This is a genomic window from Lentilactobacillus laojiaonis, from assembly GCF_020616595.1.
In the GTDB taxonomy this organism is placed as follows: Bacteria; Bacillota; Bacilli; order Lactobacillales; family Lactobacillaceae; genus Lentilactobacillus; species Lentilactobacillus laojiaonis.
Map to the genome: position 1 here is coordinate 1169187 of NZ_CP085278.1, position 26155 is coordinate 1195341.

At 33.5% G+C, this 26155-nt stretch carries 28 protein-coding genes; 8 read left to right on the forward strand and 20 right to left on the reverse strand.

What is annotated here, in order from left to right:
* Window positions 1–33 precede the first annotated feature (33 nt).
* Window positions 34–1323, reverse strand: coding sequence for an adenylosuccinate synthase (locus tag LHL71_RS06065; protein WP_227360915.1), 1290 nt, complete (start codon window positions 1321–1323; stop codon window positions 34–36).
* Window positions 1324–1504: 181 nt separating this feature from the next.
* On the opposite strand from LHL71_RS06065, the gene purB reads away from it, so the two are divergent.
* On the forward strand, window positions 1505–2797 hold the full coding sequence (gene purB / locus LHL71_RS06070; protein ID WP_227360916.1) for an adenylosuccinate lyase: 1293 nt from the start codon (window positions 1505–1507) through the stop codon (window positions 2795–2797).
* Window positions 2798–2826: 29 nt separating this feature from the next.
* Here the strand turns inward: purB and rny are convergent, their stop codons facing one another.
* Window positions 2827–4416, reverse strand: coding sequence for a ribonuclease Y (rny, locus tag LHL71_RS06075; RefSeq protein ID WP_227360917.1), 1590 nt, complete (start codon window positions 4414–4416; stop codon window positions 2827–2829).
* A gap of 72 nt (window positions 4417–4488) precedes the next feature.
* On the reverse strand, window positions 4489–5427 hold the full coding sequence (locus LHL71_RS06080; protein WP_227360919.1) for an alpha/beta hydrolase: 939 nt from the start codon (window positions 5425–5427) through the stop codon (window positions 4489–4491).
* 131 nt (window positions 5428–5558) lie between these two features.
* On the opposite strand from LHL71_RS06080, the gene LHL71_RS06085 reads away from it, so the two are divergent.
* Window positions 5559–6404: an SAM-dependent methyltransferase gene (locus LHL71_RS06085; RefSeq protein WP_227360920.1), complete on the forward strand. Its 846-nt coding sequence runs from the start codon at window positions 5559–5561 to the stop codon at window positions 6402–6404.
* On the opposite strand, the gene LHL71_RS06090 is transcribed toward LHL71_RS06085, so the two are convergent.
* The 7 genes from LHL71_RS06090 to rpsN form a co-directional block, all read right to left on the reverse strand.
* A complete protein-coding gene (locus LHL71_RS06090) occupies window positions 6376–6957 on the reverse strand; it encodes a methylated-DNA--[protein]-cysteine S-methyltransferase (protein WP_227360921.1) in 582 nt (193 codons plus the stop codon). The two genes, LHL71_RS06085 and LHL71_RS06090, sit on opposite strands and share 29 nt — an antisense overlap.
* A gap of 178 nt (window positions 6958–7135) precedes the next feature.
* Complete coding sequence (gene arcC, locus LHL71_RS06095) at window positions 7136–8074, reverse strand: carbamate kinase (RefSeq protein ID WP_227360922.1); 939 nt, start codon at window positions 8072–8074, stop codon at window positions 7136–7138.
* A 72-nt stretch (window positions 8075–8146) separates the two neighbouring features.
* The gene (argF, locus tag LHL71_RS06100) at window positions 8147–9181 is read right to left on the reverse strand and encodes an ornithine carbamoyltransferase (protein ID WP_227360923.1); all 1035 of its coding nucleotides are present in this window, start codon (window positions 9179–9181) and stop codon (window positions 8147–8149) included.
* Between the two features lie 24 nt (window positions 9182–9205).
* Complete coding sequence (arcA, locus tag LHL71_RS06105; protein ID WP_227360924.1) at window positions 9206–10444, reverse strand: arginine deiminase; 1239 nt, start codon at window positions 10442–10444, stop codon at window positions 9206–9208.
* A gap of 200 nt (window positions 10445–10644) precedes the next feature.
* The gene (locus LHL71_RS06110) at window positions 10645–11979 is read right to left on the reverse strand and encodes a gluconate:H+ symporter (protein WP_227360925.1); all 1335 of its coding nucleotides are present in this window, start codon (window positions 11977–11979) and stop codon (window positions 10645–10647) included.
* 152 nt (window positions 11980–12131) lie between these two features.
* Window positions 12132–12584 (reverse strand): arginine repressor, encoded by a 453-nt coding sequence (locus LHL71_RS06115; RefSeq protein WP_227360926.1) that lies wholly within the window; start codon window positions 12582–12584, stop codon window positions 12132–12134.
* Window positions 12585–12672: 88 nt separating this feature from the next.
* Window positions 12673–12942 carry a 30S ribosomal protein S14 gene (rpsN, locus tag LHL71_RS06120; protein WP_227361625.1) on the reverse strand — a complete coding sequence of 90 codons (270 nt, stop codon included), beginning with the start codon at window positions 12940–12942 and terminating at the stop codon, window positions 12673–12675.
* A 220-nt stretch (window positions 12943–13162) separates the two neighbouring features.
* On the opposite strand from rpsN, the gene LHL71_RS06125 reads away from it, so the two are divergent.
* On the forward strand, window positions 13163–14068 hold the full coding sequence (locus LHL71_RS06125) for a LysR family transcriptional regulator (RefSeq protein ID WP_227360927.1): 906 nt from the start codon (window positions 13163–13165) through the stop codon (window positions 14066–14068).
* Between the two features lie 39 nt (window positions 14069–14107).
* Here the strand turns inward: LHL71_RS06125 and LHL71_RS06130 are convergent, their stop codons facing one another.
* Window positions 14108–14407: an aggregation-promoting factor C-terminal-like domain-containing protein gene (locus tag LHL71_RS06130; protein ID WP_430689989.1), complete on the reverse strand. Its 300-nt coding sequence runs from the start codon at window positions 14405–14407 to the stop codon at window positions 14108–14110.
* A 297-nt stretch (window positions 14408–14704) separates the two neighbouring features.
* Here LHL71_RS06130 and LHL71_RS06135 point away from each other — a divergent pair, with 297 nt between their 5' ends.
* On the forward strand, window positions 14705–15157 hold the full coding sequence (locus LHL71_RS06135) for a universal stress protein (protein WP_227360930.1): 453 nt from the start codon (window positions 14705–14707) through the stop codon (window positions 15155–15157).
* Window positions 15158–15240: 83 nt separating this feature from the next.
* Window positions 15241–15714 carry a transcription elongation factor GreA gene (gene greA, locus LHL71_RS06140; protein ID WP_227360931.1) on the forward strand — a complete coding sequence of 158 codons (474 nt, stop codon included), beginning with the start codon at window positions 15241–15243 and terminating at the stop codon, window positions 15712–15714.
* On the opposite strand, the gene LHL71_RS06145 is transcribed toward greA, so the two are convergent.
* Window positions 15711–16598, reverse strand: coding sequence for a LysR family transcriptional regulator (locus LHL71_RS06145; RefSeq protein ID WP_227360932.1), 888 nt, complete (start codon window positions 16596–16598; stop codon window positions 15711–15713). The genes greA and LHL71_RS06145 overlap by 4 nt on opposite strands.
* 109 nt (window positions 16599–16707) lie before the next feature.
* Here LHL71_RS06145 and LHL71_RS06150 point away from each other — a divergent pair, with 109 nt between their 5' ends.
* Window positions 16708–17778 (forward strand): YeiH family protein, encoded by a 1071-nt coding sequence (locus tag LHL71_RS06150; RefSeq protein WP_227360933.1) that lies wholly within the window; start codon window positions 16708–16710, stop codon window positions 17776–17778.
* A 38-nt stretch (window positions 17779–17816) separates the two neighbouring features.
* On the opposite strand, the gene LHL71_RS06155 is transcribed toward LHL71_RS06150, so the two are convergent.
* The 6 genes from LHL71_RS06155 to LHL71_RS06180 form a co-directional block, all read right to left on the reverse strand.
* Complete coding sequence (locus LHL71_RS06155) at window positions 17817–18800, reverse strand: LacI family DNA-binding transcriptional regulator (RefSeq protein WP_347339033.1); 984 nt, start codon at window positions 18798–18800, stop codon at window positions 17817–17819.
* A 99-nt stretch (window positions 18801–18899) separates the two neighbouring features.
* Window positions 18900–19442 carry a 6-phospho-3-hexuloisomerase gene (gene hxlB / locus LHL71_RS06160; protein WP_227360934.1) on the reverse strand — a complete coding sequence of 181 codons (543 nt, stop codon included), beginning with the start codon at window positions 19440–19442 and terminating at the stop codon, window positions 18900–18902.
* Window positions 19442–20065: an orotidine 5'-phosphate decarboxylase / HUMPS family protein gene (locus tag LHL71_RS06165; RefSeq protein WP_227360935.1), complete on the reverse strand. Its 624-nt coding sequence runs from the start codon at window positions 20063–20065 to the stop codon at window positions 19442–19444. The genes hxlB and LHL71_RS06165 overlap by 1 nt, the downstream gene beginning before the upstream one ends.
* Window positions 20065–21024, reverse strand: a complete 960-nt coding sequence (locus LHL71_RS06170) for a sugar kinase (RefSeq protein WP_227360937.1) — start codon at window positions 21022–21024, stop codon at window positions 20065–20067. The genes LHL71_RS06165 and LHL71_RS06170 overlap by 1 nt, the downstream gene beginning before the upstream one ends.
* Before the next feature lie 23 nt (window positions 21025–21047).
* On the reverse strand, window positions 21048–22340 hold the full coding sequence (locus LHL71_RS06175) for a gluconate:proton symporter (protein ID WP_227360938.1): 1293 nt from the start codon (window positions 22338–22340) through the stop codon (window positions 21048–21050).
* Window position 22341: 1 nt separating this feature from the next.
* A complete protein-coding gene (locus LHL71_RS06180) occupies window positions 22342–23091 on the reverse strand; it encodes a sugar phosphate isomerase/epimerase family protein (RefSeq protein WP_227360939.1) in 750 nt (249 codons plus the stop codon).
* Window positions 23092–23398: 307 nt separating this feature from the next.
* On the opposite strand from LHL71_RS06180, the gene LHL71_RS06185 reads away from it, so the two are divergent.
* On the forward strand, window positions 23399–24202 hold the full coding sequence (locus LHL71_RS06185; RefSeq protein ID WP_227360940.1) for a DNA/RNA non-specific endonuclease: 804 nt from the start codon (window positions 23399–23401) through the stop codon (window positions 24200–24202).
* 38 nt (window positions 24203–24240) lie between these two features.
* Here LHL71_RS06185 and LHL71_RS06190 read toward each other — a convergent pair whose 3' ends face one another.
* Window positions 24241–24987, reverse strand: a complete 747-nt coding sequence (locus LHL71_RS06190; protein WP_227360941.1) for a glucose 1-dehydrogenase — start codon at window positions 24985–24987, stop codon at window positions 24241–24243.
* Between the two features lie 153 nt (window positions 24988–25140).
* Between LHL71_RS06190 and LHL71_RS06195 the strand changes: the two genes are divergently transcribed.
* A complete protein-coding gene (locus LHL71_RS06195; RefSeq protein ID WP_227360942.1) occupies window positions 25141–25314 on the forward strand; it encodes a hypothetical protein in 174 nt (57 codons plus the stop codon).
* Here the strand turns inward: LHL71_RS06195 and LHL71_RS06200 are convergent.
* Window positions 25311–25958, reverse strand: coding sequence for a hypothetical protein (locus LHL71_RS06200; RefSeq protein ID WP_227360943.1), 648 nt, complete (start codon window positions 25956–25958; stop codon window positions 25311–25313). The two genes, LHL71_RS06195 and LHL71_RS06200, sit on opposite strands and share 4 nt — an antisense overlap.
* Window positions 25959–26155: the final 197 nt, after the last annotated feature.

Consider the following 26155-nt stretch of genomic DNA (forward strand, 5'->3'; position numbering starts at 1 on the left):
CTAAAAGTCGAGGAAATTCCTCGACTTTTTTATTTACCAAATATTTTGTATTTGAACGGTTTGATCACGATCAGGGCCAATGGAAAAGCCGGCAATCGGTATCTTCGTCAATTCTGCAATTCGATTTAAATAATTTTGCGCATTAACTGGTAATTCAGCAAACGAAGTTACTTGAGTAATATCTTCAGACCAACCCGGCAATTCTTCATAAACCGGCGTAACTTGATTTAAGACTTCGTTAGAGGCAGGATAAAAATCAATTAATTGACCGTCTAACTTATATCCGGTACACAACTTAACCGTTTTAAATCCAGTTAACACATCCATACAGTTAATCACCAAACCAGTAAAGCCATTAATTTGGGCGGAATATTTCATTAAGAAAGCGTCAAACCAACCAATTCTTCGTGGACGATGGGTAACTACGCCATATTCATGAGCTGTTTCACGAATATAATCACCAATTGAATTATCTTGTTCAGTCGGAAAAGGACCATCCCCGACTCTAGAAACATAGGCTTTCCCTACCCCAATCACGTGGTCAATCGCTTTAGGTCCAATGCTTGCCCCAATACAGGCTCCCCCAGACACTGGATTAGAAGAAGTAACGTAGGGGTAGGTGCCATGATCAACATCTAACATGGCTCCTTGAGCTCCTTCAAATAAGACTCGTTGATTACGGTCAATGGCTTGGTTAACCACTGATCCCGTATCACTAATATAGGGTTTTAACACTTGACCCATTTGATAATATTTTTCAACTAATTCATCTAAGGGTGGTAGTTGATCAAATAATTCGGTATCCAAAACCCGTTGTTTTTGCATTAAGTTAAATTTCAATTGTTGATTTAATTTATCGCGATTTAATAAGTCCGCTACTCGAATACCAATTCTTTGAATCTTATCCATGTAGGCCGGACCAATCCCATTTTTAGTGGTACCTAGCGGATCACCAATGGTGCGACGATCATTTTCTTGCTGTAAATCTTGTAGAATATGATATGGAAAAATCACATGGGCCCGATCAGAAATCGTTAAATGGTCAATTGTAATTCCATGTTGTTTTAAGTTATTCATTTCAGCGATTAATATTTCGGGATTAATTACCGTTCCGTTAGAAATAACACATCGGGAAGTTTTATTTAAAATTCCAGATGGAATCAAATGTAGCGCAATTTTTTGCCCCGCATTCGAAATCGAATGACCGGCATTATTCCCTCCTGAATATCTAACGGTCATTTCAGCATCTTGACTTAGTAAATCAATAATTTTCCCCTTACCTTCGTCGCCCCACTGACTTCCTACTACCACTGCTGTTGTCATTTTCATATCTCCTCTCAAATAGTAAATACTAATTTACCCAGAAAGTATAGCATAACGATTAAATAATAATCAACTAAAATACGAACATTTATTTTTATAATTATTTTTATAATTCGTATTTATTTTAAAGAATACTTTTGTTATGATATAAAATATAAGTCATAAACAAGGAGATTTAACTATGATCGATCGTTATATGAATGCTGATATTAAAAGAATTTGGAGTCAAAAAGGGCAGTTTGATAGCTGGTTAGCCGTCGAACTAGCTGTGGTTAAAGCCTGGAATCACGTCGGATTAGTCCCCGATGCGGATTATCAAAAAATTAAGCAAAACACGAACTATTCATTAAAACGTATTACTGAATTAGAAGCTCAAACCCATCATGATGTCATTGCCTTTACCCGCACTTTATCGGAAAGTCTCGGTCCTGAACGCAAATGGATTCATTATGGTTTAACTAGTACCGATGTCGTTGATTCGGCCCAATCGCTACGTTTAAAGGCTGCTAATGATATTATTTTAAAAGACTTACAGCAATTCGCTGAAACTTTAAAAACCATGGCCTTAAAATATAAAAATTTAGTAGTAATCGGTCGAACTCACGGAATTCACGCCGAGCCTACTACCTTAGGATTAAAATTTTTACGTTGGTATTCTCAAGTTATGCGAAACATTCACCGATTTAAAGAAGTTCGCCAAGAGATTGAAGTAGTTAAAATCAGCGGAGCCGTCGGGACTTTTGCTAATATTTCTCCAGAAATTGAAGCCCTCGTAGCCGATGATTTAGGCTTAGGTGTTCAAGAAATTTCTACTCAAATTTTGCCACGTGACTTGCATGCTAATTATTTAAGTTGTTTAGCCTTAATTAATGCTATGGTGGAAGAAATTGCAACTGAAATTAGAGCCCTACAACGAACTGAAATCAATGAATTACAAGAAGGCTTTGCGGCCGGTCAAAAGGGATCTTCTGCTATGCCACATAAACGTAACCCAATTGGATCAGAAAACGTTTCTGGCCTTGCCAGAGTCGTTCGTGGTGAAATGTTAACTGCCTTTGAAAATATCAATTTATGGCACGAACGAGATATTTCACATTCTTCTGCTGAACGAGTAATTTTACCCGATAGTACCGCAATCACGGATTATGTATTACAAAGGATGAACCGAATTATTAATAACTTAGTGGTTAATCCCGAACAAATTAAAAAGAACCTAGAATTAAATCACGGATTAATTTTTTCTCAACATGTACTGTTAGCCTTAATTAATCACGGCTGGTCACGCGAAAAAGCTTACGATGCTATCCAACCTTTAACCATGCGCGTTTGGCGAACCGGAGAAGATTTCAAAACCGTTTTATTACAAGATCCACATATTGCGTCAACCATTGCAGTTGACGAATGGGATAAGCTATTTGATTTAAATTACCATTTACAAAACGTCGATAAAATCTATAATCGCGTTTTAAAATAAAAAACTCGAGGAAAATTTCCTCGAGTTTTTTATTTAGCCACTTTAAATTTTCGTTTTTTACGTCGATCATCACCAACATAGGCAATTGCTCGAAAATCTCGGATCGTGGTAACTTTAATCTTACCTGGATAGGTAAGTTCATTTTCAATTTGATTTTTAACTTCGGTGGTAATTTTTTTATTTTGTGAATCATCGACAATTTTAGGATCTACTAAAATTCTAATTTCACGACCCGCTTGAATTGCATAACTATCTTTAACACCAATATGTTGGTTAGCAATTTTTTCCAAGCCTTTTAGTCGATTAACATAATCTTCTACCGATTCACTACGAGCACCTGGGCGTCCACCAGATATCGAATCCCCCGCTTCAATTAAATCCGCAATTGGGGTTTGGACATCAACATCCCCATGATGTGCCGCAATCGCATTAATAATAGTAGGATCTTCACCATAAGTTTCTGCTAGGATTACCCCTAGTTCTACGTGAGTTCCGTCGACTTCATGATCAATGGCCTTACCGATATCATGCAATAAACCGGCTCGCTTAGCCATTTTGACATCGATTCCTAGCTCAGCAGCTAGTACTCCCGCAATCTGGGCAACCTCAATCGAATGATTTAATACATTTTGACCGTAACTAGTTCGATATTTTAAACGTCCTAAAATTTTTAGTAAATCAGGATGCATCCAACCAATGTGGAGTGAAGCCACAACCTGCTCACCCGATTTTCTTAAATTGGCGTTTACTTCATCTTGAGCTTTTTGAACTTGTTGTTCAATAGACGCTGGCGTGATTTGCTTAGTAATCAATAAATTAGATAAGATCAATCGAGCAGTTTCCCGTCTAATTGGGTCTTGAGTAACTACATGCAAGAGGTTATCATCTTGTTCATCAAACACTAAATCGGTTCCCGTTAAAGTTTCCACATAGCGAATATCTTGGGCATCGTGGCCAACTAATTTCCGCTTAGTTTCATTATCAGTAATCAATACGGAATGTTCAATGTGTTCTCGTGGTAAATCTACCGGTCCACGTTCAATAGCATCTTCGGCCAACATTCTAGCTTTTTTACTAGCATTGGTTACGGCTTCATCATTTAAATAACGTAACTCGATGTCCGCTTCTCGCTGTAGTTCTTCGTTTAGCTCCTCAAAAATGAGGGTGCGGGCCTCTGCTTTACTAAGCCGGCCCCGTTCTTGTAAAACTTCGCTTCTTTTCTCAACTAATTTTTGAGATTTACTTTCAATTGCACTAATTTCGCCATGCAATTGATCTAAATTATCATTTAATTCTTCTAAATTTTGACCAAAGGTGTCTAACCGTTGTTCAGTTTGTAATTGACCCTTTTGTCTTTGATCAATTCTAGTTTTACGAATTTGATTGTCGGCTATGAAACTATCTAATTCTTCCATAATTGATTCTTGGTATTCTAGTACTTTACGTTTACCATCTTCCTCAATTTTATGGCTTTCCCTGCTCGCCTGTACGTTAGCTTTTTGGATGATTTGATTAGCTTTATTTCTAGCATCTTCTAATTCTGCTTGATAATGTTTTTTTTGAAAGTAAATACCGCAAAATCCGCCGATTAAGATTGCAATTAATAATGTAATTAACAATTTCTTACCAACTTTCTTGCTTTATCTATACACTACCTTACATTATAACTGAAAAAATGCCAAAAACACCCCTTAATCTAAATACTTTTTCAAAAATTTGTTAACATCCTTCGTATATGCTGACATATTATTTTCATACGACTTAGCATGGCCTTTTCCAGGCATAACAATCAATTGTTTAGGTCCTTGGTCGGCTTGGTAAACTTGTTTAACCATCTTAGTAGGAACAAATTTATCATCATAGCCATGAATAAATAACATCGGTTTTTTATTTTTCTTAACTTGATTTAATGCACTCGCCGTTTTAAATGTATAACCATTCTTCCAATCGTTAATTAAACTAACAATTGGCACCAACGGATATTCTGGTAAGTGATACATGGTTTTAGCTTGGTACTTAATTTCATCATACACGCTAGTATAACCACAATCTTCAATATAAGCTTTAACTTGTTTAGGAACACTTTTTTCACCACTGATCATCATAGTAGTGGCGCCACCCATACTAGTTCCAAAGACTGCAATTTTAGAATCGGGGCCAGTATATTTAACCAACTTGTTAATCCATTTAATATAGTCCATGCGGTCTGGCCAACCATAACCTATATAATTCCCCTGACTTTGACCATGGCCGCGATCATCTGGAAGTAAAACATTATATCCTAGTTTGTGAAATAAGTAGGCATAAGGATACATTTTGTCTTTATTGCCCATAAATCCATGGGCAATCACAATCGTCTTATTAGTAGCTTGATCAGCTTTAATGTAGTTAGCTCTTAACTTTAAATGGCGCGTAGTGGATTCTTCTGTCCAACTAAGTTTATCGACATGCTGATACCATTGCTTTTCCGGATATAAAGGATTATCTTTGGTAATCTTTTCTTCAGATAAAAACGATTTTTGACTCGGTACCACCGCTACCTGATAAAAATATAATCCGGCTCCAAAAAGGGCAGCTACAATCACCGCAACCACGCCTAGAGTAATTAAAATAACTTTTTTAGCTTTCAAACTATTCGCTCCCTTACTGTAGTTTCTTCAGTATAGCCCCAGTAATTTAAAAATACAACATGCCCTAACACATTTGAGTCCACTAAAAAATACAGTATAATAATTTAATAAACCCACTAGGAGGGATTCAGATGGTATCTAATAAACGTAAAAAACAGCTATTAAAACATCGCTCAGCATCAAAAAGTAACAATCCATACATTGATCAACTATTAAAATATCAAAAAATGTATCAAAACTATCCGCGCATTAAATTTTTAATTAATAATATTATTCAAAGTGATAGCTTAATTTCCAAAGGTCTATTACCTCAAGACTTACCCGAGTTATTACTACCGGATGATATCCAAGACGAAATCTACACCACAATTAATCAAACCTACGCTGCTAACGATCCCAAAGGCGACCAAATTTGGAACGAATTGTCTAATAACTTACCTAAATTAGACCAATTAATCCGTTCTTATCGGGACTATTTAGAAGACCATTACGGCATGTGGGCCTATATTTCAGCTCCATTTGTTCAAGATATTAGCGAGTATGTCAAAGATAAAAAAGTTTTAGAAGTTATGGCCGGCAATGGTTATATTTCTAAAGGGCTTAAAAACTTAGGTACCACCGTCTATCCAACGGATAGTCTAGCCTGGACCAGTGAAAATCAGACGGGTAAAAAACCAGTCATCGACGTGGAACCTTTGGATGCTTTGGCAGCCATTGAAAAATATCAAGACACCGTCGACTATGTAATTATGAGTTGGTCACCAGATGGGGATCCCATCGATCAACAAATTTTAGAAGCCATTAGAAAAGCCGACCACAAATTACAATTAATTGTGATCGGCGAAAAAGATGGCGCCACTAATACAACAGATTTTTGGCAAATGGCTAACTATGTAGAACCAGATGCTACTAAACAATTAAATCGCCACCATCAACCATTTGACCTAATTAATGATCAGCTTTATTTAATTGACTAATTTTGGGAAAAACGCGTTTTTTGGTTACCGTTGATTTAGTTAAATTTTGTTTTTCAAATTCAATTAGGGTTTGTTTGAATTCCTTACCACCACGATAATCTCCGATTTCTCCATTAGATTTAATTACCCGATGACAGGGAATTACAAATAAAATTGGATTAAGCGCAATGGCATGGACCACAGCTTGAATTGCCTTAGGATTTCCAATTTCCTGGGCAATAGCTTGATAAGATTTAGTTTGTCCATATGGAATTTTCGACACCGCTTGTAAAATCTGTTTTTGTAAGTCCGTTCCAAAGCCTTCTAAATCAATCGGTAAATCAAAGTTTTCTTTCTTACTGCCATTAAAATATTCTAATAATTGAATTCTAGTTTCAATCGTTTTTTCTTCTTCATATTTAAATTCATAATTATATTGATTTCCTGAATAAAAATCAAAAATCTCTGAGAGTTTTTTTCCAGGAGAAGAAACAAAGGTTAATCCTTTGTCACTTACGGTAAAAAATATTTTTTGTTTATCATATTCAATACTATCCCAATATAGTTTTTTCATCATTTTTCTCCTAACAATCAATAACTAAATTGTACCATGTTTTTCGAGAATACACATTTTTTACCACAAGCACAAACGAAAACCGCTAACCAAATTGGTTAGCGGTTTTTGTTTTAGTTATCAAAACACGGTCTATAAACCCATTAATCAGCGATTATCGAAAACTTAAGTGCACACTTTATTTAGTTATAATTGTAGCTGCTTGATTCTTAATGAACTGATCAATATTTTCTAGTGAGGTTACCACGGCGGTCTTGCCAGTTTGTTCCACAAAATCGATTACTGCTTGGACCTTAGGTAACATACTACCAGGTGCAAATTGATTTTGATCAATATATTCTTTTAGCTCATCAACTGTCACGTTTTCTAATTTCTTTTGATCAGGTTGATTGTAGTTAACATAAATGTAATCCACAGCCGTTAAAATAATTAATAAGTCGGCATCAACTAGTTCAGCTAATTTTTCACTAGCAAAATCCTTATCAATTACGGCTTCGCGACCAACTAATTTACCATCTTGGTTGACTACTGGGATCCCTCCCCCACCAACTGAGACTGGAATAATGTTAGCTTGAACCAGACTATTTACAGCATCTTTTTCAATTACATTAATTGGCTTAGGTGATGGAACTACCCGGCGATATCCGCGACCTGCATCTTCCACAAAACGATAATCCGGATTAGCTTGTTGAGCTTGGTCTGCTTGTTCTTTGGTCATAAAAGGACCAATTGGCTTAGTAGGATTCTCAAAAGCTGGATCTGTATCAGAAACTTCAACTTGAGTAACCACTGTGGCTACACTAGTATTTAAATTCTTTTCACGAAGCACTTGATCCATGGCGTTTTGTAACCAGTAACCAATGCTTCCTTGAGTCATCCCTACACAAGTATCTAAAGGCATTGCTGGATTTTCTTTAGTACTTCCTTTAGCTTGTTGTAATAATAAATTACCAACTTGGGGGCCATTACCATGCGAAATAATTAATTGGTCACCATTTTCAACAAATTTAACTAAGTCATTTGCGGTATTTAATAATGCTTTTTGTTGTGCTTCAGCGGTTGGATTATCCGTTAAAATTGCATTTCCACCCAATGCTACTACAATCTTTCTTCCCATTTTTATTTCCCCTTTTTAACGTTATTTAAAAAATGGCAAATAGTAATTTACTATTTGCCATTTTTTGCATTCCTAAACTTCTGGAATAAATAAATTACCTAAAGTAGCTGCCATCATGGCTTTAATACCATGTTTACGGTTTTCAGCTTCATCAAATTGTCTTGCATAACGACTATTAAAGACTTCATCAGTAACTTCCATTTCGTGGATACCATACTTAGCTTGAACATTTTGTCCATATTCAGTATTAGTATCGTGGAAGGCTGGCAAGCAGTGCATGAAGATTAAATCGTCACCATCGGCATTACCGGTTTTCTTCATAACGTCCATATTAACTTGGTAAGGTTTTAATAGGTTAACACGTTCTTCCCAATTATCTTCACCCATTGATACCCATACGTCAGTATAAATAACATTAGCGCCTTTAACACCTTGATCAATATCATCAGTTACCATGACATCAGCACCTGATTTTTTAGCATATTCATTAGCTAAATCAATTTGATCTTGAGCAGGGAATAATTCTTTAGGAGCTACAATACGAACGTTCATACCAACCATGGCACAACCAATCATTAAACTGTGAGCAACGTTATTACGACCATCCCCCATAAATGCTAAGGTTTTGCCTTTTAAGGTACCAAAGTTTTCTTTAACGGTCATTAAATCTGGAATAGTTTGAGTTGGGTGCCATTCGTCAGTTAGTCCGTTCCATACTGGAACTCCTGAATATTTAGCAAGACCTTCAACCACACTTTGTTTAAATCCACGGAATTCAATACCATCATACATTCTACCTAGAACTTTAGCAGTATCTTCAACTGATTCTTTAGTTCCTAGATGAATATCATCTTTTCCTTGATAATCAGGATGAGCCCCTAATTCAATTGAAGCAGTGACGAATGATGAACGAGTTCTAGTAGATGCCTTTTCAAAAAGTAAAGCAATGTTTTTACCTTCCAAATATTTATGAGGAATATTATCCTTTTTTAATTGTTTTAAGTGTAAACCAAAATCAACTAAGTAGTTTAATTCGGCTGGTGTTAAGTCAGTTTCTGCTAAAATGCTACGTCCTTGAAATACATTTTGTTTAAAATTCTTATCCATAATAATTTACCCCTTTAAATTAATTTAGATATCTTCTCGAACGATTGGACAACTCATGCAACGAGGGCCCCCACGTCCTCTTGATAATTCACTTGATAAAATGTCAATTACTTTAATACCATGTTTTCTAAGAAGTTCATTAGATACATAGTTACGATTATAAGTTACAACCACCCCTGGTGCGATAGCCAAAGTATTTGAGCCATCATTCCATTGTTCTCTACCGGCAATAATTGGATCGCCCCCACCAGTTGGAATAACTTCTAATTCATCGAGATTTAATACGTCTTTTAAAACTCCTTTTAGATCAGTGCGATGATCTAAGTTAAGTTGACCATCTTTACCTGGTGTAATAATCCAGGTATCAATCTTGCCACCATTTAAAATTCCTGGGTGAACTGTAAATTGATTGTAGTTAATCATGGTAAAGACCGTATCTAAATGCATCATAGCGTGGTTATGTGGAATCTTAATAGCCACAACGGTATCAAATTGACTATCTTTAAATAGACTATTAGCAATATCTTCAATGGCTTGAGCAGAAGTTCTTTGTGAAACCCCAATAGCCATTACGTGATCACTTAATACTAATTCGTCCCCACCCTCAATACGGGTATTGTGATTACGATCACGCCAAACATGAACATTTTCATTATTAAATCTTGGATGATGTTTAATAATTACTTCGTTAAATAAAGATTCGCGTTGTCTAGCTGGATAAGTCATGTGATTAATGCTTAAACCATTACCAATACAAGCTGATGGATCACGAGTAAAGTACAAATTAGGCATTGGATCCATGAAAAATGGATAATCAGATTCTTCGGCTAAATCAACTAGATCATTAGAAACAAAATCTACTTCATTTTTTCGAACCCCGGCCATAATTTTATTAACCATATCTTGGTTATTCATACTTAAAAGATATTCTTTTAAAGCATCATGAGTTACTCCACCCACAAATCCTGATTCAGCAAGCATGCGGTCAACAAAATTATTTCTAACTTGTTCGCCACCTGCATCTAAAGCTTCAGCCGCTAATTTTTCCAAATATAGTACTTCTACCCCATTATCTCGAAGTACATTGGTAAAGTTGTCATGCTCTTGCTGTGCGATTGGTAAATATGGAATATCATCGAATAACAATCTTGGCATCATTTCCGGTGTAAAGTTTTGGACTTCTTCAGCAGGTCGTTTAACTAAAACCGTCTTTAACTTTCCAATTTCTGATGTGATGTGAATTGGACCTTGATTTGTTGTCATAACGCTTCCCCCTCATTTCCATTTACAAATTAATCTTAGCATACACATGTAAGCGATATCTTGATTTTGCTTACCCCATAATTCCGTAAAAATTCAATTATTCAATAATTTTGAATTATCATTTGCATATTTATATTTTTATGCACTTATTAACGAATATATCGAATTTTTATACAAAAATTTTTTTTGAAATTTATTGATTAAACAAACAATGATAAACATAAAATTGACAATAAACCGGAAACCCCGATTAAACAAGTTAATGGTGACCAAGCAGCAAAGGTTTCTTTCAATGAAAGACCAAAGTACTCTTTAACCATCCAGAAACCAGCATCATTAACGTGACCGCCAAATACACTACCAGCACCAACGGCTAGTACCATTAAAGCCGGGTTAGCACCAGTTTGGGCAATTAATGGAGTAACTAAACCAGCTCCGGTTAAAGCCGCAACGGTAGATGAACCTAAACTTACACGTAAGATGGCAGTGATAATCCAAGCGGCAAGTAATGGTGACATGTGGATATTAGTAAAGATGTTTGAAATATAGTCTGAAATTCCACCAGATACTAATACTTGTTTAAAGGCACCACCACCACCGATGATGAATAACATACCAGCAATTTGTACAATTGCAGTTTCCATAATTGAGCTAATCTTCTTCATACTGATGTGTTGACCAACACCCATAGTGAAGATGGCAAAAATTAGTGAAATTAACATTGCAACATTTTCGTTACCGATAAATGCCACAATCTTATATGCCATAGTTCCTTTTGGAATCATAAATTCGATAATAGTTGCTAAACCAATTAAAATAACTGGCATCATAGCAGTTACCACACTAATACCAAATTTTGGTGTGTCTTTTAAATCAAATTCCTTTACTTCCCCCAAAGCAGGTATTTCATCTTGGACACGATAAACGCCTGGCATAACTTTTCTCAAAAATCGATTATAAAGCGGACCTGAAATAATAACTGTTGGAATTGCAACAATTAATCCATAAATAATAACTTGGCCAATGTTAGCTTTAAAGATTTCTGAAATTGCAGTTGGTGCAGGATGTGGTGGAATAAATCCGTGCATAACGTTTAATGTAGCTGCCATCGGAATAGCTAGTTCCATCAATGGAACTTCTAATTCTTTAGCAATGATGAAAATAATAGGTAGTAAAACAACTAATCCAACTTCAAAGAAAAGTGCTAAACCAATAATGAATGATGCTAAAATAACTGCAAGTTGAATGTGCTTTCTACCAAATTTTTCAATCAATGTATTGGCAATTCGGTGACCCCCACCAGATTCAGAAAGAAGTTTACCAATCATAGACCCCATTCCGAAAACAATTACCAAACTACCTAATTGAGAACCTAATCCATCAGTAATAACTGTTGGAACCTTATCTAAAGGAATTCCCAATACAAGGGCTACTGCAAAAGCAGTGATGATTAAAGAAACAAAGGTATTCAATTTTAATTTAGTTATTAAGAAAATTAAAAGGACTACCCCTAATGCAACAATTAATAATGGCATATACGTATACCTCCTAAGTTAATTATTATCAACACGTTTAATTGTAAACGATTACATTTTACCCGTCAACATTTTTTGTTATCGCTTTCATAAATTGGTATTAAAAAAAGCCAGTAAATTGGTATAGCTCTAAGTTTCACTAGCTTCTTAATTTATTTTAAATGCTGACTAATAATTTGATTAAATTTTTGAGCCTCGGCATTATCATTACAAAAAATCACCAATGTATCATGACCCGCAATGGAAGCTTGTACTTCTGGTAAATCAATATCATCAATAATGGCACCGATCATGTTGGCATAATTAGGCATAGTTTGAATAATATTTAAAAACTGAATTTGCTTAATTGAGATAACATATTCGCTGATATTTTCGTATAAGCGTTTATATTCATTTTCGTTTCCCGACTTAAAAACTGTATAGTAATATTTTCCGTTACTATTTTTTTGTTTAATAATCTTTAAATCCTTCATATCTCTGGATAAAGTTGCTTGGGTTACTTCTATACCTGAGGATTGTAAATAGTGCATTAACTCCTCTTGAGTTCCCACTTGATGTTGGGTAATTATTTTTTCAATAATTAATTGTCGCTTGGCTTTTTGCATTTTAAAAATCCCACCTAAAAGTATTATTAAAACCATCATACCAAATTTAGACACAAAAAAAGTAGTGCATTTTAAATGCACTACTTTTTTACCAACTGGCTTTTTTAACTCCGGGAAGTTTCCCATCGTGAGCCAATTTTCTAAAGTTAATTCGAGACATATTAAATTTACGCATATAGGCACGTGGACGGCCATCAATAGCGTCACGGCGATGAATTCTAGTAGGTGAAGCATTACGTGGTAAACGGCTCAATGCCACATAATCACCCTTAGCCTTTAATTCTTGTCTAATTTTTTCATATTTTCGAACAGTTGCTTCAATACGTTTTTCTTTTTCAATTTTTGACTTCTTAGCGATAAGATTTCCCTTCTTTCAACAATCAAATTAGTTTACAATAGTAATCATTACCATTTACTTTAACATATTTTAAATTTCTGTCAACAATCATTAATTATTTTTCGCATTTTACCACAAAAAATAGCCGATGTTTAGCTATGTAGGCTTATTTTACCAAATATTTAATTCTTGGTTATATAATTAATTATGAATTTATTATAAAAGAAGGTGAGGAATGATTATGAATAGCAAACTATTGGCGTTTCTAGAAGAGATTAAAACTCAAGGAAATATGTCAAAGGCTGCTCAAACTCTATTTGTCACACAACCATATATCAGCCGAGTAATTAAAAATGCTGAAAATCACTTTGGCGTGCACTTAATCGACCGTTCATCCCATCCTATTAGATTAACTTATGCTGGTGAACGCTTATTAAGCTATCTACAAGAACAAAATCGGCTAAGAGTAACCTTAGATCGAGAAATGACCCATTTATCCGAATACAAATACGGTCATCTGTCAATTGCATCTGACGATTCATTAAGTGACGATGCTTACAGTAAAATTATTACTAAATTTAATAAAAAATACCCTAATATTCACTTACAAATCATAAATACTACTGCTCGTGATGCCGAAAAACGAGTTTTATCCGGATCCTTAGATTTCTTTATCGGTAAAAAAATTAATAATCCTAAATTAACCCATGTATCATTAGTGAATACAGCTTTAGCACTAGTTATTCAAAAATCGATGGCTAGTTTTGATGCCGATAAATTATGGATTGATTACGACCCTAATATATTAAATGAATTAATCGGCCACAGCTTTATTAGTATTCCCCACGATAGCAGCTATCAACGAATGATTAATAGCTTTCTAAATGAAATGAATCTACCAGTGGAATTTAATTTTGAAGTTCCTACTATTCAATTAGCCGTTAAATTAGCTTTAAATAATCTCGGTGCAGTTATTGCTCCTAAATACATTATCAAAAGGAATCAATTTGAAGATGCCGAAGTTTCTTTAATGAAATTACCTAAAGATCAATTGGCTACTAAAATTGAACTTTCCTACCTGGAAAATACTAAAAATTCTAAGCCCATTAATGAATTAATTGAAATTATTAAAGATGTTTTAGATTAAAAAAACTTCAGTAAAATTACTGAAGTTTTTTAATCTATATTAATACCAACCATAATAAATCCAATGTTTTTTGGCGTTTACCCAACTACCGTAACGATTTTTAACATATCGATCCGCAGTTTTTTCTTGGTTATTTTTAGAAAAATCTCCATGAAGATAGCTAGCAGTTAATTGGTAACGACCAATATAAATGCCATTACGAGCTTTGTATGATCCCCGAGATTCACGGTAGGCAATCCAATTTTTAGCTTTTTGATTAGCTTTTGATAATTTTGATTTATAAGTAGTACTTGCGTAAACTGATTGATTACTAGTCATTGATACTGAATTCATATTCATAACTGTAAACAATGCCATAGAACTAATGATTAAAACAATTAATTTTTTAAGATTCATTTTTTAATTAAACTCCCTAAGCAATATAATAATTTATTTATTATTTATATGCTAAATATAATATGTATAATATATCAATTATAAATTACGAATTAATTAATCATAATTTACTAAAACATTAAAATAATATTACATTTTGTAATATCAAAATTAATAAACCATTTAATATCAATTTATTTAAGATTCTTTTATAATAGGCGTGAATCATAAATTAGCTTTGCGATTAAGGGAGGAAATATTATGTATAACAAAATATTAGTACCTTTAGATGGTTCCGAAAATTCAAAATTAGCTTTAGATCAAGCTATTGAATTAGCACAAAAATTCAATTCAGAACTTTATTTATTAGCCGTGGTTGATAGTGTTAGATTAATGCAACATGGATTTAGTTCATCTTACGCTTCTCCATCAATGGATGCAGTTATCAAGCCACTAAAAGATTTTACCCAAAAGAATTTAGACCAAGCTTCTGAAACTGCTAAAAATGCCAATGTTAAATTTCAAACGGTTATCGAAGAAGCTGACCCTAAAAATGCAATTGCTACTGATATACCTGAAAAATATGGTATCGATTTAATCGTAATGGGTAAATCTGGTGCCGATGCCCTTCAACGAATCATGGTTGGTTCTACTACCGCTTATGTAGTCCGTCATGCTGACTGCAATGTTATGGTAATTTCCGACAATGATTAATTAATTTTTAAAACACGACTAATACTATTTATTAGCCGTGTTTTTTATTTATAATTAATTAAAAAAATTAGGGGAACTTGAATATGAACAATGATTTAAATCCCATCACTAAAGCGGGATACCATATGTTAGAACAACGCATCGAAGCCTTAAAACAACAACGGCCCGACAAAATTGCTGCCTTAAAAGCGGCTCGGGCCCTAGGTGATCTATCGGAAAATGCTGATTATTCCGCTGCTAAACGTGATTTACGACACCTAGAAAGTCAGTTACGCTTTACCCAAAAACAACTTCAATTTTCTAAAATTATTGAAGTTAGCGATGATGGGATCGTTTCAATTGGTAAAAAAGTTACTATTGAATTTTTAGATGATCATGAAAATGATACTTTTATAATAGTAGGTATTTCCGAAACTAATATTGATGAAAATAAAATTTCCTTACGATCACCTTTAGGACAAGCCTTACATAACCATAAAGTTGGGGACATTGTTACCATTAATTCACCCGATTCTGTTTATACCGTAAAAATTAATGCCATTAGCCTCGAAGATTAGAGGCTTTTTTTAATCCATTGAATTAATTGCTGGTATTCTGGTTGATAATAATTATTTTTTAAATATACAAAATACAGATCATGCACTACATTCACATTTTTAATATTTAATTCCACTAATTTTCCGGAATCAATTTCATTTTTTACCATATTTTTATAGATAAAACTAATTCCCTGGTTATTAATTAATAGGGAACGAATCGCAATAATATTATCCACTTGAATAATTTTTGAAAAATCTTCTAAATTAGTATCTTGATAATTCAAAATACTATTAAAAATTTCTCTAGAGCCCGAACCCGGTTCACGGATGATCAGAGTTTGTTGAAATAAATCCGTAAAATCAATCGGTTGTTTTATTTGGCTTAGCGGATTATCTTTAGCTGCTACAGCCACAAAGGGTTCCGTCTTTAAAACTTCGCTAGCAAATTCATCTTTGGGAAAAGAACCTTCAATCAAACTAAATTCAACTTCCCCTCTTCTTAACATCTGTAAACTGCGATCCGTATTCGTCACGTTACCTTTAATCTCTTGGTAATTATGTTTAATTAAATATTCGGTAATGGGGGGAATAAAATTTTCACTAAGAGATTGAGTCGTTGAAAAACTAATTTTGGGTTTGGCATGAGATTTAGAAAAATTTTTTTGAAATTTATCTAATTGAGAACGAATCGATCTAAAAAAAGAAGCTAATTCTTTTCCTTCATTAGTAATAGTTAAATGCCGACCACGATATTGGACTAACGTGGCCTGATAATCTTTTTCTAAACTTTTAATTTGCTGAGTAACTGTCGGTTGAGTAATATATAACTTTTCGGCAGTTTTGGTATAAGATTTTAAATCTACTAAAGTTAAAAAGGTCTCAGCCCGGCGATCAAGTACCATAAGTATTTCCTTTCTATTATTTTATTTTATATATATATTACCATTCATTATTTTATTTTATTGATAATTTATAATATTATTTATATATACAAATTTAGGAGGAACTTTCATGAAAGATTTCGCAGTAATGAAAACCCGCGGATTTTATATCGCTGCTTTAGTTACATTAATCTGTTCAATTATTGGAACGGTATTATCCGGTTTTCCTGGGTTTAACTTAGTTGGAGCCCTAGTTATTTCATTATTACTAGGTATGGCCGTTCAAGTTAGCCAACCCATTACCAAAGCTAGTAAAGCGGATGGTGGTGTCGGTTTTATTTCCAACAAATTTTTGCGTTTAGGAATTATTTTACTTGGTTTTAAACTTAATTTAATTGATTTAGCCAAATCCGGTGTTAAAAACTTAATTTTGGCAGTCTTTATCGTTACTGGTACTATTTGTCTAACTTATTGGTTTGGACGTAAATTTGGGGTTGAACGAGAATTAGCAATTTTAACTGCTAGTGGTACTGCTATTTGTGGGGCCGCTGCTATTATGGGGATTTCACCACAAATTAACGTTCCTAAAGACCAAGAAGAACGTAAAAAAGAAAATGAAGTAATGGCCGTAGCCATTATTTGTATTATGGGTACAGTATTTACCTTATTAGAAATTGCTATCAAACCATTACTTCACATGACTCCTACTCAATTTGGGGTTATGGCCGGAGGTTCTTTGCATGAAATTGCTCATGCGGTAGCTACTGGTAGTTCAGCTGGTCCTGTTAGTTTAGATGCTGCCTTAATTACTAAATTATCTCGAGTATTAATGTTAGCACCAGCTGCTTTATTTGTCGGTATTTGGTATCACAACATTACTGCCAAAGGAATGAAAGTTTCAAATACTGAAACTAATGCTGATGATCAAGAAATGAAATCTGCTAAATTACCAATTCCTTGGTTCATGGCTGGATTTTTACTAGCAAGTTGTATTGGAACTTTCTTCCACTTTACACCTGCTTTACTAGCCTTATTAGTTAAATTAGCCTACATCTTCTTAGGTATGGCTATGGCTGCACTTGGTATTAGTGTTAACTTTAAAGTTATCTTCAAACGTGGTAAAGGGGCTTTCTTAGCTTGTTTATCTAGTTCAGTAGTCTTACTATGTTTTGATATTGTTGTAAGTAAATTATTCTTTTAAAATAAAAAACTCATCCCTAATTTAGGTGATGAGTTTTTTTATTCAAATTTAGCCGGAACAATTATTTTATTATCTTTAATTTGTTCATTATTAATTAAAGATAGAATTAATTCGGCTGAACTGGCTCCCATTAAATAGGGATTTTGATATATTAATTTTAATTTTGGTTCTAGATTTTTAGCCAATGGGGTATCGGCAAAACTGGTAGCCGTAATTTTCTTATCATTTAAATATCCCCGCGATACTAAATTAGGGAAAAATTCCAATAGCCATCGCTCTTTTAGGAAAAAGATTAAATTATTATCTGATAATTTCAATTCACTTTCCAACTTATCTCGAACTGAATTATGGTTATAAGATGCTTCAGAAACTTCAATAAGGTCTACATTACTTTCACCAGCCGCCGCCAATATTCCTTTATAACGATCCTGTCTAGATCTCGCCATATTAATTTCTGAAGATAAAACTACAATATGTTGATAACCTTTATTAATAAAATATTCGGTTGCCTTTTTCGATTCATTAAAATTATCAGTGATCACTTGTGGCCAAGCAATGTTATCAAGAGCTTTGTCGACAATAACTATTGGTATTGATTTATGTAATTCATTTTGAATAACCGTCGCATCATTCATAGTTTGAATAATAACTCCATCAAACATCTGCATTCCAATTAAATTAAGCAACCTTTTTTCTCGTTCAATATCAGAATCTGCATCAAATAATACCCCGACATAACCACGACTTTCTAAAATTGAACTAATTCCTTTAAATAAACCGGAAGAATAATAATCATCAATATTAGTAACAATTACCGCAATAAATTTGCTAGATTTAGTTTTCATTTGCCTAGCAATTGAATTCGGGACATAGTTTAATTTATTAATTGCATCGCTAACCTTTAGAGCTGTGGCTTTAGACATTCTATCTAGACTACCATTTAAATATCTAGAAACGGTAGCTACCGATACTCCGGCTAGTAATGCAACATCTTTCATATTTGAAACTTTTTTATCATTCACTATTTATCATTCCAATCATTAAGCAAGCTAATATCAATTGTACTATATTATATATTAAAAAAATAAAAGCCTACCAAAATTGGTAGGCTTTTATTTTTATTATTCCATATTGCTATGAGTATTACCAGCTGATTCATTAGACACATTGTCTCGTCTACTTAATTTTAAGCATAATACATCTAAAGTAATATGAACAGATTGATCAAATAAAGTACTCAATAACTGGATTGATTTAACGCCATCTCCAGTTTTAGTTGCTCCAGGTACAATAATTACTGCATCTCCTAATTTGCTAAGGGGAGAATTTTCATTACTAGTAATTGAAATTACTTCTACCCCGTTATCTTTAGCTTTTTGAGTAAGCTCAATAGTACTAGAAGTTTTTCCTGATCCTGAAACTGATACTAAAACATCATCTGCTTGAATAGATGGTGTGATAGTTTCTCCAATTACATATACCGTATAGCCTAAATGCATTAAACGCATAGCAAAACTTTTAGCCATAAATCCTGAGCGACCAGCGCCTAAAACAAAAATACGTTTATCTTTTTGAATTATATTTTCCGCTGCATCAATTTGATCTTCACTAACTAAACTCATAACCTCATTTATTTCACTCATAACTTCATTTATAAGACTCATTATCTAATTACCTCCATAAATTTCTTGGCTGCTTTAATTGGGTCATCTGCTTTTATAATACTACCACCGACAATGATATAGTCAGCAATTCCTTGCGAAGCTAATTGTTGAGCAACTGTTAAATCAATTCCTCCGGCAATAGAAATTTTTTGAATGTTCACATAATTTTTATGAAATTCCATAACCGTATCGACCGCATTAAAATCATTTTGGGAATCGTTAGCATGATGAATTCCATAAATTGCCTTAGGAAATTTATTAATTAGACTCGTTTTTTCATCATTAATTTCCATCAAATCAATTAACATAGTTTTTCCTAATTCTTCAGTTTGTTTATAAACTTTTTCCAAAGTATCAACTGATGCTCCACCCATTACAGTTAAGATATCAGCCCCAGTTTCAAATCCCTTATCAAATTCATAAACACCCTCATCGATTGTTTTTAGATCTAATAATAATTGGGATTTCTTTAAAGACGGTAACTTTTGCTTAATAGTTATTAAGCCATAATCTTTAACAAGTGAGGTGCCTAATTCAATCACATCCACTATACCATCTAATTTATTAGCTAATTCAATCGCATAATCTAACGAAACTCGATCAATTGCTACTTGTAATTTCATTATTCATTGACCTCTTCATTTTGATAAAATTTTTGTAACTCACTAACTGTTGGATAACCGTCATTATCACCATAAGTTTGTACTTGCAAAGCACCAACTGCATTTCCACGACGGACAGCAGATTTAAGTGATTTATTTTCAAGTAAAGCAGTGATAACCCCCAGTGCAAATCCATCCCCCGCTCCGACAGTATCTAATACCTTATCAACTTTAAATCCATCTACTACATACTTTTCTCCATCTTTATTTTTAACAAAAGCTCCTTTAGGTCCGAGTTTTACAATAACGGTTTGCGTACGGTCACCTTTTAGATAGAAGTCGGCAATTTCTTCTGGATCATCTGATCCCATTAGAATTTTACCTTCATTGATTCCCGGTAAAACAATATCAGCATAACCCGATAATTCATTGATTGTCGAGATCATTTTATCTTGGCTTTCCCATAATGATGGTCTTAAGTTAGGGTCAAAAGTAATCAAAATATTATTATCAACTAATCTGGTTAATAATGTTCTAAAAGTTTCTTCAGCAGTTTTAGAAATTGCGGGAAAGATTCCGGACATGTGAGCAATTTTAACTCCATCTAAATTAACTTTATCAATGGTTTCTTTTGATAAATTAGCTGCTGCTGAATTAGTTCGATAATTATATGTTTTGGGATCTCCTTTAGTTACTAATTGCTTTAATTGATGGCCAGTCCAATGTTTATTGTCTACGGTAATGTAGTTGGTACCTACATTATTTGCGGCAATAGTTTTAAGCGTATAGTCTCCAAAAGGCTCTTTACCAACCTGAGAAATATATTCGGTTGAATGACCGAGTCGTTGCACACCAATCGCTACGTTTAATTCTGCACCTCCTAATAATTTATGAAATTCCATCGCATCCGTTAGTGATACATCCGGTTCTTTTGATGCAAAAGTTAAAACTGGTTCGCCAATTGTAATAAATTCACTCATGATTTTTACCTCACTTTATAGTTTTATCCAAAGAAGAAATAGACTAATATTTCATTAATTATTGATATTACCCACATTACTGGTACCCCATTTTTTAAGAATTGTTTGGTAGATACTTTCATGTAATCTAAGCCCCAAACATTCCAAGATTGGGTAATGTCGGTTGAAACTGCCAAGATACTTGGAACATATAAAAGTGGCAATAAGAATGCATCACTAAATAGCCCAGTTCCTGATAACACAGCTGCAGTAGCTGCTCCAGCTCCCCAAACATGTAAAGGTCCTCTAAATAGGGCTAATGGAGCTAGTACTCCTACTACAATTGTTAAAATAAGATTATTGTGGGGTAAAATTGCTTCAAAAATTGGTTTAAAGCATTTAGCATCTAATTGAGCTGCCCCACTAAACATGATTAATGACATTAAAAACATAATTAATCCAGCAATGTCACTAATCGCGGTTTGAACAGAATTATTTAAGAAATCAACAAATTTCTTATAATTTTTAAACTGGCCGGTAACTAACATGGCACAAATAGTTGCTAAAGTTAATGCAGGAATGGCATCCCATTTAAATGCCATGTTCATAAATACGGGGATAACGGGAATAATGAAGGAAATCTTAGGGACGGAATGAAGATCAGAAGAATCTAAGCTTTTGGCACCAATAATTTTTAGATTTTCATCTACTTTATTTGAATCAATTCTACGACGATTAATTAATAGAAATACAATAACACCAACTATTTGAATTAGCATGGCGATTACACCAAAGACTAAATATTTACCACCATATTGGGCGTTAGGGAAGAAGGCTTTAATTTGGTTGTATAAAACAACATTTAAATACATTGGAGCCCCAATTGATAATGAAAAAAGTGATAAAGCTAAGTCTCGTGGTAAACCAACTGATAGTAAAATTGGTAGTAAGATTACTCCAATAGCTATAACTGAACCAACACCATAAGCACTAATAAAAATTAAAGCGGTTACAAAAATAACTAAAATTGCAGCAAGTAAGGGATGTTTTTTCCCCACTCGATTGGTTTGTTCTGAAATTGCTGTTGCAATTCCGCTGTCTACTAATACTCGACCAAACCATGAACCAAAAACAATGTATATAATTGTAGGGCCATAATTTAAAGCAGGTTCGGCAAAAACTTTTTGGATAACTTGATTCATCGGAACCATTCCAATAATTGCCCATAATATTGCCATTACAAAAAATCCAACCGTTAAATTACCACCCTTAATAATATAATAAATAAAAGCAATAAATGTTATTAATAACAAAATCGAACTAGCTGTAGCAGCCAACTTAATCACCTACCTCATTTTTTAATAATTTAATTTGTTCCACAATTTTTTCATCACTATCCATCGGAAATTCTAAGGCATAGTCTACATTAGTTGGTAAATTATGAATGATATCTCGCCAATCATAAATTCCAGCATTTAAATCATCGGAAGTTATTAATCTACCATTTTCATCAAGGGTATTTTTTAAATGAATATAGTCTGCATACGGATATAGTTCGCTTGCTGCCAATAACGCATCTTGATGGGTAAAGGCCCAATTTCCTAAATCATAAACATATCCAATACTATTTAATCCCAATTCTCTAGTTTCAGTTAAAAATTTTTTAATGGCGTTAATATTACCTGAAATTTCGGTCTGATCATTTTCAACATTCATTTTTACAGTATTTAGTGGCAATTTACTAAATTCCTGCTTTAAATCACCATTAAATTTTGCAAAATTACCAGTATTAAATTTAATTTTTTTGATTCCCATAATTTGGGCTTCCTCAAAATATTTTGCAAGCATGGGATTTACAGTACCGTCTGGCAAAAACACTTCATCAGGAATACTATAATTAACTTCTAAATTATATTTCTTAGCCAATTCACCGATCTTTTCAATTTCTTTATCGGGTTGCTTAAAATATTCTCGACGTACTTCAATTCCATCGGCACCTAAGTCGGCTACTCGTGAAAGTAAATCCACTTGGCTTTTCCCCATCTTCACATCATTTTCAAAAACCCATGTATTAATAAACACTGACATACGAAACTCCCCCAATTCAATTATCTATTCGTCCGTTTTGGTAAACGTTTACCAAAACGTCAAAAAAATATATTTCGATATAAATTTTAATATAATAGTTTATAAATATATCTTGTATAAATTCATGGTAAACGTTTACATAAAAAATGTCAACACTTTTTGTATGCGCTTTCTTAAAAAACGTTTATTTTACTTAATTTAAAATTAATTTAATCTGGACACAAAATATTCAATATTTTAACAAAAGTTTATTATATAATAGTATTATTATATTTACTTTCACATTTTATAATTAAAGGAAATCCGCATGAAAAATAAAAAAATTCAAACATTAGTAGTTGCAATTATCTTATTATTTGGTGGGTACTTTACAGATAAAGCCATTAACCACGGGAATAACACTACCGTTAGTAATGTAGTCAATAAATTTACTAAATCAAATACTGAAATTTCCAGTAATAAAGAAGAGGATTTAGCTAAACTTAATTACCAATCTGGTGCAAATCCGGTGGTTGAAATTAATCACAACCAATCAACCTTAGATCCTAATAGTTGGCATACCAACAAAGTTAATTATCAGGATCTTGACCAACTTAACCGAACTAGTAGCTATAATATCGGCTACTTAGAAAATCGGAATATTGCTTCCGGGGATTTACGAGTTCGTCAATATGTTAATCCCACTGGTTGGCATCAAAAATTTGTCGATGGTCAGCCTATCATTAATCGAGGTCATATGATCGCCTATTCAATCTCTAAAGGTATTTCTCAAAGTGGTACCTATTCAGCTAGTGATTTATCGGGAGATCAAAATAATCCTAAAAATTTATTTACACAAACTGCTTTCTCTAACCAAAAATTACAGACTATTTATGAAAGCCAGGTTAGAAATGCCCTCTATCATCATAAAAAAGTTATTTTTTACGCTCATCCCATTTTTAGAGATAATGAACGGATGGCCCGAGGGGTACATTTACAAGCAATTAGTACCGATAAATCTTTAAATTTCAATGTTTATATTTATAACGTTCAACCTAATGTCAAATTTGATTATTTAACAGGTCGGTCAACTATCGATCGATCAATGAACGTTCCCGAACAAAATAGCTAATAAAAAGGTCTAAAATCAATTGATTTTAGACCTTTTTATTAGGCGCGTTGACCGCCATCGACTACAAATTCAGCCCCATTGGCAAATTTAGATTCGTCACTACCTAGGTAAACACAAATTTCACCAATATCACGTGGTTCTCCCATGTGTCCTACTGGAATAGTGCTAATTATTTGTTCTTTATATGCTTCCGGTACAATTGCGGTATCAATCCAACCGGGATGCACAGAATTTACTCGAATATTTAATTTTTCTTGAGCTAATGATAGGGCCGTAGCATGAGTTAACATTCTCGTACCACCCTTACTTGCAGAGTAGGCCGGTGACATTGGTAAACCAACCAAGCCAGCTACTGAAGAAATATTAATAATTGAACCCTTACCATTATTGGTTGCTTTCATGGCACGAATAGCATACTTTTCACCTAAGAAATTACCAGTTAGATTAATGGAAATGATTTTATTCCAAGCATCTAAACTCATATCTTCAATCTTGCCATCAGTACCCCCGATACCAGCGTTATTTACTAAAATATCTACTTTACCGAACTTATCAATGGTAGCGTCCATTACCCGTTCCCATGCAGCTTCATCAGCAACATCTTGTTGAACAAAGAGAGCTTTATCTTCGCCAAATTTTTCTACAGCAGCTTTACCACCATCTACATTATGATTAGCAGTAATTACAACTTTAGCTCCTTCGTCAACAAAACTTTGAGCTACTCCTAAACCAATTCCGGCAACTCCCCCGGTAATAATTGCAACCTTATCTTTTAAGCGATCCATAGTAATTCCTCCTAGATTTTTAATATTCACAGTTCCAGTTTAAATATTCATAATCTAAATGGCAATCATTTGAATTTAATTTATTGATAAATTAGGTTATAATAAAATTGTAAATGAAAACGTTATCATTTTAAAACGGAAAGGATGATTTCAATGAATAAAGAAATAAGATTTTCACTAATTGGCTTAATTACCCTGATTTTAGGAACTATATTCGAAGTTCAAATTTCTGCGTTAGGATACACTAATCTTGGTTATGAATTACTTATCTTTTTAATTACTGGCACAATCGTCTTTAGCAGTTTTAAACTACTTAAAATAATCTAACCTAATAAATCTGATAGCCATTTTTTAGTGGCTGAATCCGAAACTAAATTCAGATTTATTTGGTGATCGTCCAACAAACTAGCTACTTTATCCCAATTGATTTGTGAACCACTGACGAGACTAGCTTGTAATTGTTCAATTTGTTGCTTGGAAACTTTAGCCAACATTTGGGGATTATTACCAAAAGTTAAAAGATAAAAGTTTATACTAAGTTGTTGAGCAATCAAGTCAATTATGCCCACTTGTTCGACAAGATGATCTACAATAATTTTAGAAGTTAGTGGTATTGCCGGTAACTCCTTATTAAAAAAACTTTGTAACTTTCCCCAATCTTCAAAAATAATTTTATAAAATCGCCATGGAACTTGCGTGGCGATTTTTTTAATAGCTAAGTTAAATCGTTTTTCCATATCCCAATTTTGGTAATCGTCATCCACATTGATCATTTCAATAATAAATCGTTGAATAGTCTCGCCTTGAATGGCGCTAAAATGTTTTTTTAAGGTTAAGCCATATCGCACTAAGATAAAATCTAAAACTTGTTGTTCTTTAATAGTCGCTTGTGACGTCTTTTTAACCCGGCGTTTTAATTGATTCATACGCTTAGTTCGAGATGATTTTGCAAAATATCCTTGTTTAACCAATTTAAAGTGCCTCCAATAATAATTGTTGTTTTAATTATACCGTGGATTTTTTATTAAAAACTAGTTATCCCTAATTAATATTATTTTTAAACTCACTTTACACATTTCTTATAGTTAAAATAATTGTTTAATTAACAAAATTTAAAATCGTTTTTACAATCTTTGTTATTAAATTAACATGTAAAACCTTTAACCAA